This window comes from Salicola sp. AFF1 (assembly GCF_056783195.1).
Genome location: NZ_JBXAYL010000021.1, coordinates 38,828 through 54,850, shown reverse-complemented (window position 1 = coordinate 54,850; position 16,023 = coordinate 38,828). Strand labels below are relative to the sequence as shown.

At 59.5% G+C, this 16,023-nt stretch carries 15 protein-coding genes and 1 pseudogene; 12 read left to right on the top strand and 4 right to left on the bottom strand.

The window, feature by feature from the left end:
• Positions 1 to 575 precede the first annotated feature (575 nt).
• The 3 genes and pseudogenes from AC1RQI_RS13270 to AC1RQI_RS13260 form a co-directional block, all read left to right on the top strand.
• Positions 576 to 1,544, top strand: coding sequence for a LysM peptidoglycan-binding domain-containing protein (locus tag AC1RQI_RS13270; protein ID WP_481905146.1), 969 nt, complete (start codon positions 576 to 578; stop codon positions 1,542 to 1,544).
• A gap of 76 nt (positions 1,545 to 1,620) precedes the next feature.
• On the top strand, positions 1,621 to 2,406 hold the full coding sequence (locus AC1RQI_RS13265; protein ID WP_481905145.1) for a hypothetical protein: 786 nt from the start codon (positions 1,621 to 1,623) through the stop codon (positions 2,404 to 2,406).
• A gap of 233 nt (positions 2,407 to 2,639) precedes the next feature.
• Positions 2,640 to 3,237 (top strand): annotated as a pseudogene (locus tag AC1RQI_RS13260) (integrase core domain-containing protein); the annotation flags it as partial.
• Here AC1RQI_RS13260 and AC1RQI_RS13255 read toward each other — a convergent pair.
• Complete coding sequence (locus AC1RQI_RS13255) at positions 3,196 to 3,948, bottom strand: substrate-binding periplasmic protein (RefSeq protein WP_481905144.1); 753 nt, start codon at positions 3,946 to 3,948, stop codon at positions 3,196 to 3,198. The pseudogene AC1RQI_RS13260 and the gene AC1RQI_RS13255 overlap by 42 nt on opposite strands.
• A gap of 188 nt (positions 3,949 to 4,136) precedes the next feature.
• Here AC1RQI_RS13255 and AC1RQI_RS13250 point away from each other — a divergent pair, with 188 nt between their 5' ends.
• From AC1RQI_RS13250 to AC1RQI_RS13235, 4 genes are read left to right on the top strand one after another with little or no spacing between them, the layout of a single operon-like run.
• Positions 4,137 to 4,793 carry a cupredoxin domain-containing protein gene (locus AC1RQI_RS13250; protein ID WP_481905143.1) on the top strand — a complete coding sequence of 219 codons (657 nt, stop codon included), beginning with the start codon at positions 4,137 to 4,139 and terminating at the stop codon, positions 4,791 to 4,793.
• Positions 4,793 to 7,153: a putative bifunctional diguanylate cyclase/phosphodiesterase gene (locus AC1RQI_RS13245; protein WP_481905142.1), complete on the top strand. Its 2,361-nt coding sequence runs from the start codon at positions 4,793 to 4,795 to the stop codon at positions 7,151 to 7,153. The genes AC1RQI_RS13250 and AC1RQI_RS13245 overlap by 1 nt, the downstream gene beginning before the upstream one ends.
• Positions 7,150 to 8,034: a DUF3034 family protein gene (locus AC1RQI_RS13240; RefSeq protein ID WP_481905141.1), complete on the top strand. Its 885-nt coding sequence runs from the start codon at positions 7,150 to 7,152 to the stop codon at positions 8,032 to 8,034. The genes AC1RQI_RS13245 and AC1RQI_RS13240 overlap by 4 nt, the downstream gene beginning before the upstream one ends.
• Before the next feature lie 2 nt (positions 8,035 to 8,036).
• Positions 8,037 to 8,498 (top strand): group I truncated hemoglobin, encoded by a 462-nt coding sequence (locus tag AC1RQI_RS13235; protein ID WP_481905140.1) that lies wholly within the window; start codon positions 8,037 to 8,039, stop codon positions 8,496 to 8,498.
• 33 nt (positions 8,499 to 8,531) lie between these two features.
• On the opposite strand, the gene AC1RQI_RS13230 is transcribed toward AC1RQI_RS13235, so the two are convergent.
• Together AC1RQI_RS13230 and crp are read right to left on the bottom strand one after the other, a co-directional pair.
• On the bottom strand, positions 8,532 to 9,146 hold the full coding sequence (locus AC1RQI_RS13230; RefSeq protein WP_481905139.1) for a glutathione S-transferase family protein: 615 nt from the start codon (positions 9,144 to 9,146) through the stop codon (positions 8,532 to 8,534).
• Complete coding sequence (gene crp / locus AC1RQI_RS13225) at positions 9,146 to 9,787, bottom strand: cAMP-activated global transcriptional regulator CRP (protein WP_416633191.1); 642 nt, start codon at positions 9,785 to 9,787, stop codon at positions 9,146 to 9,148. Before crp ends, AC1RQI_RS13230 begins: the two co-directional genes overlap by 1 nt.
• Before the next feature lie 306 nt (positions 9,788 to 10,093).
• Here crp and AC1RQI_RS13220 point away from each other — a divergent pair, with 306 nt between their 5' ends.
• From AC1RQI_RS13220 to AC1RQI_RS13200, 5 genes are all read left to right on the top strand, one after another.
• Entirely contained in the window at positions 10,094 to 10,513 is a 420-nt protein-coding gene (locus AC1RQI_RS13220) for an OsmC family protein (RefSeq protein WP_416635660.1), read from the top strand.
• A gap of 257 nt (positions 10,514 to 10,770) precedes the next feature.
• Entirely contained in the window at positions 10,771 to 11,562 is a 792-nt protein-coding gene (gene speD, locus AC1RQI_RS13215; RefSeq protein WP_416633190.1) for an adenosylmethionine decarboxylase, read from the top strand.
• 166 nt (positions 11,563 to 11,728) lie between these two features.
• Complete coding sequence (locus AC1RQI_RS13210) at positions 11,729 to 13,288, top strand: flavin-containing monooxygenase (protein WP_481905138.1); 1,560 nt, start codon at positions 11,729 to 11,731, stop codon at positions 13,286 to 13,288.
• On the top strand, positions 13,285 to 14,148 hold the full coding sequence (locus tag AC1RQI_RS13205) for an SDR family NAD(P)-dependent oxidoreductase (protein ID WP_481905137.1): 864 nt from the start codon (positions 13,285 to 13,287) through the stop codon (positions 14,146 to 14,148). Before AC1RQI_RS13210 ends, AC1RQI_RS13205 begins: the two co-directional genes overlap by 4 nt.
• A complete protein-coding gene (locus AC1RQI_RS13200) occupies positions 14,148 to 15,128 on the top strand; it encodes an alpha/beta fold hydrolase (RefSeq protein WP_481905136.1) in 981 nt (326 codons plus the stop codon). The genes AC1RQI_RS13205 and AC1RQI_RS13200 overlap by 1 nt, the downstream gene beginning before the upstream one ends.
• Positions 15,129 to 15,136: 8 nt before the next feature.
• On the opposite strand, the gene AC1RQI_RS13195 is transcribed toward AC1RQI_RS13200, so the two are convergent.
• Positions 15,137 to 16,006: a phosphoribulokinase gene (locus AC1RQI_RS13195; protein WP_416633185.1), complete on the bottom strand. Its 870-nt coding sequence runs from the start codon at positions 16,004 to 16,006 to the stop codon at positions 15,137 to 15,139.
• Between the last annotated feature and the right edge of the window lie 17 nt (positions 16,007 to 16,023).

Below are 16,023 nucleotides of genomic sequence, written 5' to 3'. Positions count from 1 at the left end.
TCTATTCAGATTTTGCCCGTATTAGCCCAGCTTGCGCTTTGCGGGGTATATTGGCCTGCGAAGTCACTGATTCAGGATTATACTAAAGGTAGGAAGGGTTGGCTTCCACGTTACTGGAACGAAATTTTCGGTGTTTTGATGGAACCAAAAGCCCACCGCTATTAGGACTCAGTTGACCCCGCTTTATTCATCAGTCCCGGCGATTCGACTAGGGGCTGCTCTGTAGCTTGGTTTGCATACCTGGAGTGATCATTCAATAGTCGCTTCTTTGAGCTCAACGCAGGCGCCCCGTGGCTCCCATACTGGACCCGTTGAGGGGAGCGGTTGAAAGCAGGGGTAAGGCTCGATACGGTTTCACCCATGACGGATGGCCTCCTGGTGTTGGTGGATCTGGCCAACTTATTGATCAGACAGTAGTTTACCAACCGTAATTTTATTTTTCAGCTGTTGCCGGTGAATAAAACGGGCTGCTCTGAGTTGATTTGGATATTGCTGGAAAGTAGCATCTATATCCGATTGAGGTTTCAGCGTTGACGCTGAACGACAATGGACTGTAACAAACAGGGAGGCAAACCATGAAAGGGAAGCGAATAACGGTAGACAAGGGTGATACGCTCTGGGATCTTGCCAGGCAGCATCTGGGAGCAGGGAGTGAATGGCCCAGACTTTACGCCTACAACAACCGCTCTGAAGTAGTCCGGAAAAATCAGTCCCGTATCGAAAACCCTGACCTTATCTATCCCGGTCAGAAGTTGATGATTCCTATTGCGCGCGGCACCCGTCCCAGCCCTAAAACAGAGTCAAAGGAGCCTGAGGTCGCGCCGACTTCCCTGAATGATCAACTTGATCAGGTTGAAGTACCGTTTTCAGTGAAGTACGAGCTTGATGAGTTACCGGTAGTACACCAGCGGGGGTCGGGCTTTAGGATGACCTTGAAGTTGACCGGCGATGTTGTGATTGAGTTAGGCAGAAAAGTGCCATTAAGCACGGTCTCAAATCGTGGACTGGAAACCGCCTATAAAGCTGAGACCAAGGCAGCATTGCAGGATCTTGTGTCTGAAGCCAAGGTGGATTGGGATCAAAAAACAAATAAGATTACCTATAGCAGCAACCTGACCTTAAAGGCGAAAGGGAATAACGGTCCCAAGACCACTATTGGGGTGGAACTGTCTTCCAATAGCCCCGTTCCAAAGATCAGAGGCCAGCTGGTTTTTCCGAAGCTCAAAGGTCGGATACACGGTAAACCCTTCCTTGCCACAAACATTAAAGTCGTTGTGGAGATACAGCCTGAACCGAATACCAAAAGAGTGTCACGCGGTACACGACCTGAGCCTGTAGTGGCTCCAAATGGACAAACCGTTAAACAAGTAACGGTATTGGGTATCGCGGCTGGGCTTTCGCTTTTTGTAGGAACGATTGTTACGGACTTTTTTTCAGGCGGCCTAGGTGTAGCAGATGACGCGGTAACGATCCCCGCCAGTCTGGCAATGATGGGCATTAGCGTAAAAACCGCGAACGAGTTGAATGAAACCGAGCAACAGTGATCTGCCCCAATGGCGAGCGCGGCACCGCTTAAGCTGGATACTCCGGTCTGGTTATCTCGTAGGTGGGCTGTTATTGATGATTGGGCTGAATCCCCAACTTTTGACCATGTTCGACTCCACTTCCGTTCATCCGGACTCCAGCATATCTGCGATTGAGGATCAGTACGGGATACTCGTCAATGCCTCTGAGCCAGAGCGGTATTATGAAGGAATTCCGCAGCAGGACCGTCAGGGATTGACGATGGAGGCGCCAGAGGGGCAATACGTTGCGCGAGCTCTTTCTGGCCTGGAACGAGCATTGTCCAGATATCCCCAGTCCTTAATTCAGGATTATCTTGAACGGGTGCATGTTGTTGGGCGCTTGGCAGTGCGGGGGAGCAGCGCCTCGGGCACTTTTTCTCTTTCCGCAGGAGCAATCTATCTAGTTGCCAATCGGGCTACGCATGAAAGAGGGGCCACGTATCATGCTGAGACCGTACATCACGAGCTTTCTTCGCTGCTGGTGTTTGAAGGGGGGTTCCCTTTTGCAGATTGGGCGAGCGTGAATCCGACTGATTTTCAATATCAGACGGATATTTACGACCATGGAAAAATCCCGGATTCGCCAACAGGCAGTGGGAAAACCGACCTGCATCAAAGAGGTTTTATATCCGCCCATGGCACAACGCGCATCGATGACGATGTAAACACCTATGCCGAGCTGCTTTTTGAGCACCCGGGTCGGATGAAGTCATTGATGGCCGACTATCCGCGTGTCGCTGAAAAAGCAGAGCTTCTTATGGAATTCTATATGCATCTGGCGCCTTCGATGCAGGAGTTTTTCTCGAAGCATTACCCCAGTATTGAAGCTGAACGTGAATAATCAGAATCTCCCTCTCTGTTTCACTGGTGTCAGGCACCGGATGATCAGATCTCAAGAAAGAGTTATCCTTTACTGGTAGCTCGTGAACTTGTGCATCAGGTCATCCAGGAGCGGAGCGGCTCCATGGAAATCAAACTGCATCAACAGGCCACAACCACGCCCCGAATCCGGGCTGAGATTCAGCAGGCACCTGCTTCGGTCAGCAACGCCGAGCTCGCTGCTCAGTACAACGTCAGATGCCGGATGAGCACCAGAGGCGCTACCTGTGCGTGGCCATCGAGCGCGCCACCCGCTGGGTCTTTCTGCAGATGCGTGACAGCCAGTCCGCGGCCGATGCCCAGGCGTTTCTGCACCAGCTCACTGACAAGGCCCTGTTCCGGATTGAGAAGCTGCTCACCGATAACGGCAAAGCGTTCACAGATCGGTTCTCACGCGGCGGTCAGCGCAGCCCCAGTGGCAACCATCCAGTAAACCGCTATTGGCATTGAGCACCGTCTGATTACCCCTGAACGGCCCCAGACCAACGGCATGGTTGAGCGGTTCAATAGGCGCATCAGTGACGTACTCGCCACACGGCGCTATGATTCCAGCGAGGATCTGGAGACCACCCTCAAGCGCTACAACTGGCTTTACAATCACCAGATCCCTCAACGGGCCCTGAACCATCAGCCGCCCATACAGGCGATGAAACAATGGCAAGCTGACCGGCCCGGATTATTTCACAAAAAGGTTATCGATCATCCGGGACCAGACAGCTTTCTTATACTTCCTCATAAAGACCATCGCCATTCAGAGGTATTCATCCAGAATCTTCTGGCGCTCCTTCTCTGAAAGCGCATCAATTGCCTTTTGCAGGCTGTTGACCACTTGATCAGGTGCCTCCTTGTGGAAGGCGTAGTACAGTTCGGACTCACTCAGCACATCCACGACCTCATAGTTATCCGTGTCAAAGTCTTCGCTGTTGAGGAGCCAGAACGCAACATTCGACTCATAGGCCCACGCATCAACGCGACCGGCAGCGAGCTTTCGCATGGCCGGTTCCGGTTGGGACGTGATATCCAGATTGCCATCAGTCGCTCCCTGCTTGCGGACAAGGCTCTCCGCCACGTCGTCCCGAACCACAGCGATGGTGGGCGAGGCATAGTCAGACTCGCTCTCGAATGACAGATCGGACCCCTTCTGCGCAATCAGTGCCACCTTGGTTTCGGTGATCGGGCCGACCCACCGGAATAGATCCTCACGAGCCTTGGTGCGGGTGGTTGAAAACAGCATCGTCTTCGGATCGTTCTGAACGTTTTCATAACCCCGTGCCCATGGCAGAAGACGAACATCATCCCGGCTCAGCCCCAGGTTCCCCTTCTTGGAGGCCGCCAGCAGCATCTCCACCGCAATACCCTTGAGCTGGCCATCCTGCTTGAAGTTATACGGCGGGTAGGTCTCCGTCATGATGTCGTAGTCCGTGAGTTCGGCAAGGCTGTTTGCTGCGAAAAAGCTTGCTGCCAGAAACGCTGTCGCTGTTAGAAACGCTTTGAAAATTTGCATGACGAGCCCCTCTGAGTGTCAACTGGTTCCGGTATTAAGTGTGGTCCCGAACCAGTCAGCCCGCAAATCGGTTTGCCGTTTCGAGGGAGAAAGACTCAACCGCGCCTCCCTCCATACAGTCCTGCGCTTCACCCATAACGGAAATCTGCTATCGTCAGTCTGTATACCGAGCCGAACGAGTCCCATCCATGCCCGCAGTTCCACTACCGCTGCTCCGGCTCACCGGCCTTTCAAGCCTTCTGCTCTGTGTGTGCGCGCCCGCAGAGACACTGACCGTCACGGTGCTGGATGAGCAATCCGGCACCCCGGTCCCGGGCGCGGTGGTCACCCTGCCGGGTGCTGGTGAACCCAGCCCGGGAACGTACCGCATTGCGCAGCAAGACCGCGCCTTTCAGCCCCGCGTTCTAACGGTGCCCGCCGGCTCCGAGGTCAACTTTCCCAACAAGGATGATACCCAGCACCACGTCTATTCTTTCTCCGAGGCCAAAACCTTTGATATTGAGCTCTACGCGGGTGAGCCGGAATCCCCGATCCGCTTCGATCAACCCGGCATTGTTGAGCTGGGCTGCAACATTCACGACCGCATGCAGGGCTTTGTGATCGTCACCGACCGGCCCTATTACGGGCGTACCGACGAGACTGGCCGTATCCATTTCAAACGCAGTGCGGCACCGCAAGGCCAGCCCATCACGGCGCGCGTATGGCATCCCAGGCTGAGGAATAAAACCCGGTTCCGGGAGGCTGCCTTCAGTGGGGCAGCGACAGAGATCCATCTGGCACTGCCGCCGAAGCCCAACACCAGCGATAAGCTGGACCAGCTCCAGCAGGAGTTCAACGACCTGTGATGGGATGGCTGCACGCAACCGGTTTCCGGGCCAGACTGATGCTTACCATGCTGACCCTGGTCATTCTCAGCAGTGCCAGCGTGGCCGGTGTGATGCTCTACAACCTCTTTGAGGAAGAACAGGCCCGGGCGGAGGAGCAGCTCGGAGTGGCCCAGCGGGTGGCCAACCAGGTTATCGAGACACGCACTGAGCTTCTGGTATCAAATCTTGAAGTGGTTGCACGGGACTACGGCTTCAAGTCAGCCATCGGCTCCCGCGACACTCCCACCATTACCAGCGCCCTCCGCAATCTCAGCCGCCGGGCCAATGCAGACCTGGGGATGATCGTGAACGCTGAGGGCCGTCTGATCGCCAACCTCTCGGGCCTGAATAATGGCAGCCCGGCTCCTTTCCAGGCCATTGTGCGGGAAGCCCGCGCCAAATCGGGTACCTCCGTGGCCATGGGACAGTGGGATAACAGCGTCTTCCAGGTTTTGGTGGTCCCGCTCAAGGGGGCGGGCCTTCGGGCCTGGCTGATTGCCGGTTTCAGGTTGGACGACAGCTTTGCCCAGCATATTGCCAACCTCACCGCCACCGAAGCCGTCTTCCAGATGACCGGGGGCGATACCAGGCCCGTCCTCGGATCCAGCCTGGCTCCCGAGGACACCCCCACACTTCAGCCCACCGACTCCACGGCGCACCAGACCTCGCTCCGGAGCCAAAGCGACTACTTCATGCGGGCGGTCCCTATCGACGGTCTCAACACCAGGGTAGCCCGGCTCTGGCTGCTCAAGGACCGGGCCAGCGCCCTGTCGCGGTACTACAACCTGGCGCTGGAAATGGGCCTGGTGCTTGCTGTGGTACTGGCGATCGCGACTGGCGTGGTACTGGTCACGGCCAGAGCCCTGGGGCGCCCCATTTTCGGGCTGGCCCGGTTCGCTCAGGACCTGGGACGAGACCGGAGTGCTCAACCACCAACGCTACGGGTTTCCGGCGAACCGCGGATTCTCCTGCAATCGCTTCTGGAGCTGCGCAACAACATCATCCGGCACGAGAAACAGATTGAGCACGCCGCCACCCACGACAGCCTTACCGGCCTGCCCAATTGGCGCGCGCTGCGCCAGCAATTGGAAGACTGCCTTGTCCAGGACCAGTCAGCCACAGTCCTCGCCGCCAACCTCCCCAACCTCAAGCCCATCAACGAAATGCTGGGATTCCGGTTTGGCGACGAAACCCTCATCGCCACTGGCCTGCGCCTCAACGGGATTCTGAAACGCCCCGGCAGTCTGGCCCGGACCGGCGGGCGTCAGTTCATGGCCGTCCTGCTGTGGGCGCCGGACGACGAACTGCACCAGGCGATGGTGACATTGAAAAGCCAGATGGAAACCACCGTGGAGGTTCTGGGCAGCCCGCTTCAGCTCCAAGTCAACCTGGGCGTGCTACGGATACCGGACCAGGCCCAGACCATTGATGAAATCCAGCGTCGTCTCGGCCTGACGCTGGAACAGGCGTCACACACGCCCGCCCGAGTGGCCTCCTACAAGCCCGGTGGCGACGAGGAGCACCTGCGCGAGATCCGCCTTATACGGGACCTCAACGAGGCCATCGAAGCACAGGCCCTGCACCTCAATTACCAGCCCAAAGTGGCCCTGGCAACCGGCGAGTTCGTGGGCGTGGAAGCCCTGGTGCGGTGGCAACATCCGGAGTTGGGGTTCATCAGCCCGGAGGAATTCATCCCCCTCGCTGAGAATTCCGGCCAGACGCTGGCACTGACGCGCCTGGTGCTGGCGTTGGCGGCCGCGGATTGTGCCGACTGGAGCTCTCAGGGCCTGCAGCCACGGCTTGCTATCAACCTGTCGGCGCTGGATCTTGGCAACCCGGGATTGGCCGGAGAAGTCCGGGCGCATTTCAAGCACGAGCCGCAACAACTGTCCCGGCTCACTTTTGAGGTCACCGAAAGCGCGGTGATGAATGATACCGGGCTGGCCCAACAAACACTGGAAGCCTTGCGATCGCTAGGGGCCTCAATCTCCGTCGATGATTTCGGAACGGGCCAGTCGTCCCTGTCCCAGCTGCGCAACCTGCCCGTGCAGGAACTCAAGATCGACAAGTCGTTTGTGCTCAATCTCGCCAGGAGCGACCAGGACCAGCTCATCGTGGGCTCCACCATCAGCCTCGCACACGGGCTTAACCTGACGGTGTGCGCCGAGGGCATCGAAGACCGGGGTTCCTGGGACCTTCTCAGGCAGTGGGGCTGCGAGCAGGCCCAGGGATTTTTCATGGCACGGCCAATGCCGGCAGCAACCATCCCGGAGTGGGCCGACCGGTACCGGGCTTGGGCGGCCGAGCATGGGCTGCTTAACAGTGGAGATGGCACATGACCTTCATAACCCCAATGCTGCATCTTGGTATCATGGCCCTGTTACTGCTGGCATGCCCCACGGTTGCCAGTGAGCCGGGGAGCCGGTTATGGGGCACGGGCGGGGTAAGCAGCATTGACGGCAGCGCTGGCGGCGGCATCAGTCCCTGGGCCACCCTCGCCGGCTATGCCAGCGACGAAGAGTGGGGTGGCACCGTCGCGCTATCCAGGGCGAATACCCAGGACTACACGCTCAACGTCCAGGGCGCCGCTCTTAACTGGCGCAACCGCATTGAGGTGAGCTTTGCCCGCCAGGAACTGGCGTTGGATACCCTGGCTTTCTCACCCGCGCTCCTGCCCCTGACGGAATCCGACCTGACCCAGGATGTCTTCGGCGTGAAAGCCCGGCTCGCCGGCGACCTCATTTACAGCCCCTACGGCCAGTGGAGCCTTGGAGTCCAGCACAAGCGCCACCGGGTTTCTGAGATCCCGGCGGCCATAGGCGCCAGGGATGATACCGGCACCGATGTTTACCTCAGTGGCAGCAAACTATTCCTTGCCGGGCCCTTTGACCGCAACCTGGTGGTGAACGGCACGCTCCGCGCCACCCGGGCCAACCAGGGCGGCCTGCTCGGCTTCGGCGGCGACCGGCGGGACAGCCATGAAACCGTGGCGGAAACCAGCGCCGGGCTTTTCCTGCGCCGGGACTGGCTGGTGGGCGGGGAATACCGGCAAAAGCCCGACAACCTGAGTTTTGCGGACGAAGAAGACTGGTGGGATCTCTATGTCACCTGGATCCCGGACCGGCGCCTCTCGATAACCGCCGCCTACATCAACCTGGGCGACATCGCCGGCCTCGAATCCCAGGACGGCGCCTATCTGTCCATCGAAGGGAGCTTCTGATCATGCGGGCAAGAATCATCCTGAGCGTTTGCGCTGTCAGCGCCCTGCTGCTGACGTCACTGCCCCTGCAGGCGGAAAAAGCCAACCTTTACAACGCCCTGGGCAAACGCGCCGGCATTGAAACCCTTGTAACCGGACTTCTGGAGCGAATTGCCAACGACCGACGCCTCGCCCCCCAGTTCCGTGGTATTGATGTAAGGCGCTTCCACCACAACCTGACGGACCAGCTGTGCGAGCTCAGCGGCGGCCCCTGCACCTATGAGGGCAAAACCATGCGCTCCGCGCACGCCGGCATGGCAATCACCGAAACCGAGTTCAATGCGCTGGCCGAACAGTTGATCCTCATCATGGAAAAGCAGGGCATCCCGACCTGGGCCCAGAACCGTCTGCTAGCCCGGCTCGTGCCTCTCCATGACCACATTGTCTCGGTACCGAAAGCGCCACTGAGGGCGCCTCCCGAGTGATAGTGCCCTGACCCATCCAGGGAGCGCCATCAATCAGGCGGATGCGGACTCCCGCTGAGCAATGCGGTCATACCAGGCTTGCAGGTTGGTCTGCTCCGGCTGGATGCCAATCCTGTTCACCTTGTTGAAATCAATGGTGCAAAGGGCCGTAATGTCCGCTGCCGTGAAGTGGTCCCCCACGAGGAATTCCCGTCCTTCCAGGTGCTTGTTCAGAAAGTGCATGAACTTCTCCACGCCCTGCCGGCATTCCTCGCCCCACTCGGGGATCGGGTTCATCCGGTCCTTGAAATGGCCACTGGTGTGCTGGAAGCACATCCCGGTGGGCATGAAGAAATAGAGCTCAAGCCAACGCAGCCATTGCTCCACTTTCGCCTTATCCAGCGCATCCTTGCCCAGCAACGGGGGCTGCGGATACAGCTCCTCGAAATAGCGACAGATGGCCATGGTTTCGGCAATGCAGGTGCCGTCATCCAGCTCCAGCACCGGCACCTTCTTCATCGGGTTTTTGCGGGCAAACTCGGGGGTAAGGTTGTCGCCCTTCTCCAGGTCCATCTGCACGAACTCGGCCTGGCCGAGAATGCCCTTCTCGGCCATGAACATACGCACGCGCCGCGGATTGGGCGCTTTCTGCATTTCGTAGATTTTCATCATCGGGTTCCGTACACCACCATGGTTTTGCCAGAGACCTGAACAAGGCCCTGCTCTTCGAGGGTTTTCAGGACGCGGCCCACCATCTCGCGGGAACAGCCCACAATGCGGCCGATTTCCTGGCGTGTGATCTTGATCTGCATGCCGTCCGGGTGCGTCATGGCGTCCGGTTCCTCACACAGGTCGAGCAGGGTGCGCGCCACCCGGCCGGTCACATCAAGGAAGGCCAGGTCACCGACCTTGCGCGTGGTCTGGCGCAGGCGCGACGCCATCTGTTCGCCGATGAAGTAAAGCACGCCGGGATCTTCCTGGGAGATCTCGCGGAACTTGGTGTAGCTGATCTCTGCAACCTCGCACTCGGTCTTGGCCTTCACCCAGGCGCTGCGCGAGTCCATGTTGTCGAACAGGCCCATTTCACCGAAGAAGTCTCCGGCATTGAGGTAGGCCATGATCATTTCCCGGCCGTCGTCATCCTCGATGATGACAGTGACCGAGCCTTTGACGATGTAGAACAGCGAGTCGCTTTTGTCACCGGCGTAGATGATGGTGCTCTTGGCCGGGTAACGCCGCCGATGGCATTGGGAGAGAAAGTAGTCCAGGTGCTTGGTTTTGTTATCAACGGGTCGGGCAATACTGCTCATTTTGGCATCCTGATTCTGCAATTGATGTTTCCTTTCTGGCCCTTAGGGACAATACCCTTTTGATAGCACCCAATGTAAATCAGCACAAGGGGTTCGTCGTCCGGTGCAATACCCTCTTGTTTTGCCGCTGTGGTAGCCTGCCACTGTGCTGCAGGGAGGCGCGGTCGGGCGGTGTCATCCGGGAAACGCTATGAATCCATCCCTGGACGCTTGCGCGGTCGCCATCCCTGGCGACCGAGCTTCCCGGATAACACCGCCCGACCACACCTCCATTCAACGCTTTGGGAGATTGCCGCGATTATGGCCATGAACACCACAATCAACTGGACCGGCGCCGCCAGCTTTAAAGCCACCACCGGCTCCGGCCATGACATCCAGCTGGACGGCCCGCCCGACCACGGCGGCGAAAACCACGGCGCCCGGCCCATGGAAATGATGCTCGTGGGCCTGGGCGGCTGCACCTCCTTCGATGTGATGAGCATCCTCCAGAAATCCCGCCAGAACGTTACCGACTGCCGCGCCGAGATCACGGCGGAGCGCGCCGACGCGGTCCCGTCAGTCTTTACAACGATTCACATCCACTTCCACGTGACCGGCCAGGGCCTGAACGACAAGCGCGTGGCCCGCGCCATCCAGCTCTCGGCGGAGCAGTACTGCTCGGCTTCCATCATGCTGGAAAAGGCCGGGGTTGAGATCACGCATGATTACACCATCTATGAAGAGTAAGAGTTTCCGGGAGTAAGGTTCCCGTTTGCGGGGCGCATGGGCAGCGACGTTGGTGGTTGGGCTCCTGGATTCATAGCGATTCCCGGAGAGCCATACCAGCGACGTCGCTGCCAGAACCAGACTGTCAATCCTGGTACGAGGATGGATCACTCACTCCGGGAAATCCCTGAGCCAACCAATGGTGTTCACCCGCACCACACACAGGCATAATGCCCGGTTTTACCGGCCCACGAGCAAGAGACTGGAGGTGCGCGCCGATGGAACCCAAGCTGGAACTTCACGGCTTCAACAACCTGACCAAGTCCCTTTGCTTCAACATCTATGACATCTGCTACGCGCGCACCGAGGAGCAGCGCCAGGCGTACATTGAATACATCGACGAGATGTACAACGCCGAACGCCTGACCCAGATCCTCACCGACGTGGTGAAGATCATCGGCGCCAACATCCTCAACATCGCGCATCAGGACTACGACCCCCATGGCGCCAGCGTTACCATGCTCATCGCCGAGCACGAGGAAGCGCCCGAGGGCGACACCAGTGAGGCCTCACCCGGCCCGCTGCCGGAAACCCTGGTAGGCCACCTGGACAAGAGCCACGTCACCGTCCACACCTACCCGGAAAGCCACCCCTACGAGGGGATCAGCACCTTCCGGGCGGACATTGACGTCTCCACATGCGGGCTTATTTCGCCGCTGAAGGCGCTCAACTACCTGATCCACAGCTTCGACTCCGACATTGTCACCGTGGACTACCGTGTTCGCGGCTTCACCCGGGATGTGAACGGCAAGAAGCACTACACTGACCACGAGATGAGCTCCATCCAGGACTACCTCACCGAGGACACGCGGGCGGCGTACCAGATGATGGACGTGAACGTGTATCAGGATAACCTCTTCCATACCAAGATGATCCTGCGCGAGTTCAATCTGGATAATTACGTCTTCGGCGTCAACGCCTCCGATCTGGACGAACAGGAAGCCGAAGACATCCATCAGCGCCTGCAGAAGGAAATGCTGGAGATCTTCTACTCCCGCAACCTGCCCTGAGCGTTATCCCTCCTGACCCGGCGCCCGGTCACGGGCGCCAATGGAACACCATTGCACACCGTTACATTGGGTAATGTCACTTTCTGAACTGAAAGTCTTTACACCGAGGTATACACTCGTCTACGTTGGTAGACAGATGTATACCTTGAAGAAACGGAGACATCCCATGGCCCAACAACAACACGGCACCATTGCGACCCAACACACCCAGGTGGCCATCATCGGTTCCGGCTTCTCCGGGCTGGGCATGGCCATCCGGCTCAAGGGCGAAGGCCGGCACAGTTTCCGGATCTTCGAGAAAGACGACGGCATTGGCGGCACCTGGCGCCAGAACCACTACCCGGGGTGCGCCTGCGACGTGCAATCCCACGTCTACTCCTACTCCTTTGAGCCCAACCCGGAATGGACGCGGATGTTCGCGCCCCAGGAGGAGATCCGCCAGTACCTCGAGCACTGTGCCGACAAATACCGCATCCGCCCCCACATCCACCTGAACACAGCCTTGCACGAGGCGCGCTGGGACGAAGGCCGGGCCCTGTGGCAGCTCAGGGACAACCACGGCCGTGATTTCACGGCCAGCGTCCTGGTCTCCGGCATGGGCGCCCTGTCGATCCCGGCCTACCCCAATGTCCCCGGTATGGACCGTTTCCAGGGCAAGGCGTTTCATTCTCAGGACTGGGACCACGACTACGATCTCAGTGGCAAGCGCGTTGCCGTGATCGGCACCGGCGCCTCAGCCATCCAGTTCGTGCCCGAAGTACAGAAGGCAGCCGGTCAGCTGTACCTGTTCCAGCGTTCCGCGCCCTGGATCATGCCCAAGCCGGACCGCGCGATCAGCCACACCGAACGCAGCGTCTTCCGGCGCCTGCCCAGCGCCCAGATACTGCAGCGCAACGCCCTGTACTGGCTTCTGGAGAGCCGGATCGTGCCCATGCTGATCAACCCGAAGCTGCTCAAGGTGGCGCGTCACCTGGCCCGTTCCCACATCCACCGCCAGATCAGGGATCCAGAACTGCGGCGCAAGGTGACACCGGATTATGAATTCGGTTGCAAGCGGGTTCTGATGTCCAACAACTATTACCCGGCCCTGGAGCAATCCAACGTGGAGGTGGTTACCGAGGGCATCCAGGAAATCACCGAAACCGGCGTTGTGACCCGCGACGGCGAGCACCGGGAGGTCGACGTGCTCATCTACGGTACCGGCTTCAAATCCACGGACCCGGTTCCCAAGGGGCTGATCCGGGGCCGTGACGGACAGGACCTGCATGAAACCTGGCGGGATGGCCCGGAGGCCTACAAGGGCTCGACCGTTGCCGGCTTCCCCAACCTGTTCATGGTCATGGGTCCGAACACTGGGCTGGGGCATAACTCCATGGTCTATATGATCGAGTCCCAGATCCAGTATGTGATGGATGCCATCCATACCATGGAACAGAAGCACATGGACTGGGTCGAGGTTAAGGAGGCAACCCAGAACGCCTACAACAAGCGGCTGCAAAGCCGGCTGAATGGCTCCATCTGGAATGATGGCGGCTGCACCAGCTGGTACATCCACCCCGAGACCGGCAAGAACGTGGCCCTGTGGCCGGATTTCACCTTCCGGTTCAGGAGTCAGACCCGCCAGTTTGACGCTTCAGCCTATCAGGCCGGCAAGGCAGAGACACCGGCGGGCACCGCCGAGCAGCCACGCCCTTCCACCGCGACGCCGGAGGAGCAGCCCGCATGAAGTCCTTTTCCAACAAGGTAGCCGCCATCACCGGCGCCGGATCCGGCATCGGTCGCGCCCTGGCCCGAGCCCTGGCTGCCGAGGGCTGTCACCTGGCCCTCAGTGATGTGGACGCGCAACCGCTGGCCGAGACGGCCCGACTGTGTGAACAGCACGGCGCCCACGTCACCCACACCACGGTCGATGTGGCCAACCGCCATGAAGTGGAAGAATGGGCACAGGCCACGGCCCGGGAGCATGGCGCCATCAACCTGATCATCAACAACGCGGGGGTGGCCCATGCGGGGCTGGTGGCCGACTCTGGCTACAGCGACTATGACTGGATCCTGGATATCAACTTCAAGGGCGTACTCTACGGTACCAAAACCTTCCTGCCCTACCTGAAAGCGGCACCAGAAGGAGGGCATGTGGTGAACATCTCCAGCATCTTCGGGCTGTTTGCCCAGCCCGGCATGAGCGCCTACAACGCGACCAAGTTCGCCGTGCGCGGGTTCACCGAATCCCTCCGCCAGGAACTGGACCTGGCAGAGAGCAGCGTCTCCGCCACCTGTGTGCACCCCGGCGGCATCCAGACCAATATTGCCCGCACAGCGCGCATGGATGACAGCATGGCCCAGCTCATGGGCGAGGACACAGGGGCCCTCCAGGCCCACTTCGAAACGCTGTTCCGAACCACCGCGGATGAAGCGGCACAAGCTATACTGAAGGCAGTCAAACAGGACCGGCGCCGGCTTTTGATCGGAGCCGAAGCCCATGCAGCGGACTGGATGCAGCGGCTGCTGCCAGCAGGCTACCAGCGCCTTGTGACCGGAGCCCTTAAACGCAAGCGTCAACGCCAGAGCGCCGCACGGAGAACCTGATGGAAGCGACCACTTTCAATGCGATACTGGACTCGCTGCAGGAAGTCAGCGACACCTACCTGAAGGCCCCCATTGCTCAGCCAGACCCAGCCTCACTGGAGCAGTGGCAACCCGCCCCCAGCGCCTGGCAGAAGCTCCAGGCGGCCAGCAGCTGGATCCCGGGGATCCATGAGGAACGCATGGAGATTGATGGCCACCGAATCCACTACTGGCGCATTGGATCCGGCCATGGCACGCCGGTGGTGCTGCTCCATGGTTTCGGCGCCAGCAAGGAGACCTGGGCCAGTCTGATTCCAGCCATCCTGCAGCGCCACATGACCCTCTACCTGCCAGACCTGCCGGGATTCGGCCAGAGCGACTATCGCGCGGATGCCCGCTACACCTATGAGGTCCAGGCTCACCGCATGGGTGAATGGGCACGTCACCTGGCTCTCCCCCCGGCGTACTGGGTGGGCTCCTCCATGGGCGGAGCCATTGGCGCTACCCTGGCCGCCAATCACCCGGAGCGGGTGGCCGGGCTGGTGCTGATGAACGCCGCCGGCATGGGCAGTGCCCGCCACAGCCCGATGGAAAGCCAGCTTCTCCAGGGTCGCAATCCACTGATTCCGGGTGACGCATCCGAAACCCGTTCGCTCTTCCGGTATACAACCTGGCGCGGCCAAGCAGTATTCAGCCGCGTCATGCCCCTGGCCATGGGCCCGGAAATGCGCCACAGGCGCCCGGTCAACCAGCATCTGTTCATGGACATGATGCAGCCGCGCGAGCGCATCCCGGAACTGCTGGCGCGCGTCCAGGCACCGGCCCGGGTGATCTGGGGGGAACGCGACCAGGTGGTGGATGTCTCCTGCGCCCATCACTACGGCGCCCTCCTGCCACGGGCGCAAGTAACGATACTGCGGGGTGTTGGCCACCTGCCGATGCTGGAAGCCCCCCTCCGGACCGCTCGCGTGGTAAGGCGCTTTATGCGCAAGCACGGCTGAAAGCAGCGCTACCACGCGTAGCGCTTGTGCTCCATCAGCTCCAGGATCCGGGGCCTGAGAATCAGGTCAATGGCCAATGGCAACTTGGGGCCCGGAATCACGATGGTGTCCTGACGCGACATGAAGCTCCCATCGATCATCCGTAAAAGGCGCTGGAAGTCCACATCCGCGTAATGCCGGAAGTGCACCACAATCATGCTCTCGTCAGCGGACGGGACCTCGCTCACCACAAATGGGTTAGAGGTATCCACCGTGGGCACGCGCTGGAAGTTAATGTGGGTATTGGAGAACTGCGGCACGATATCCTGGACGTAGTCGTCCATGCGATTGATGATCGTCTCGACCACTTCCTCCTGGTGATACCCGCGATACCGGGTATCACGATGGATCTTCTGGATCCACTCCAGGTTGACGATGGGGACCACGCCAATGAGCAGATCCACATGGCCGGCCACGTCATGCTGCTCGCTCTGGACCCCGCCATGCAATCCTTCGTAGAACAGCAGGTCACACTCCGGCGGCAGACTCTGCCAGGGCGTGAAACTGCCGGGCTCATGACCGGCGGCAATCAACTCGCGGTCGTCATCGTGCACGTATTCCCGATACTGTCCGGTGCCGGTACTGCCAAAGTCCTGAAAAAGCGCTTCCAGCTTATCAATGTGGTTGGCTTCCAGGCTGAAATGGTTGAAGTCGCCGTAGTCACCGCGCTCGGCGACCTGCGCCATTTCCTGCCGGGTGTAGCGATGGAAGCTGTCCCCGCTGACGGTGGCCGCACGCAGCCCCTCACTCGCAAACAGCTTGTTGAAAGCCCGCCCGGTAGTGGTAGTTCCGGCCCCGGAGGACCCGGTAACCGCTATGACTGGGTACTGGCTGGACATGATCGACTGGCCCGGTC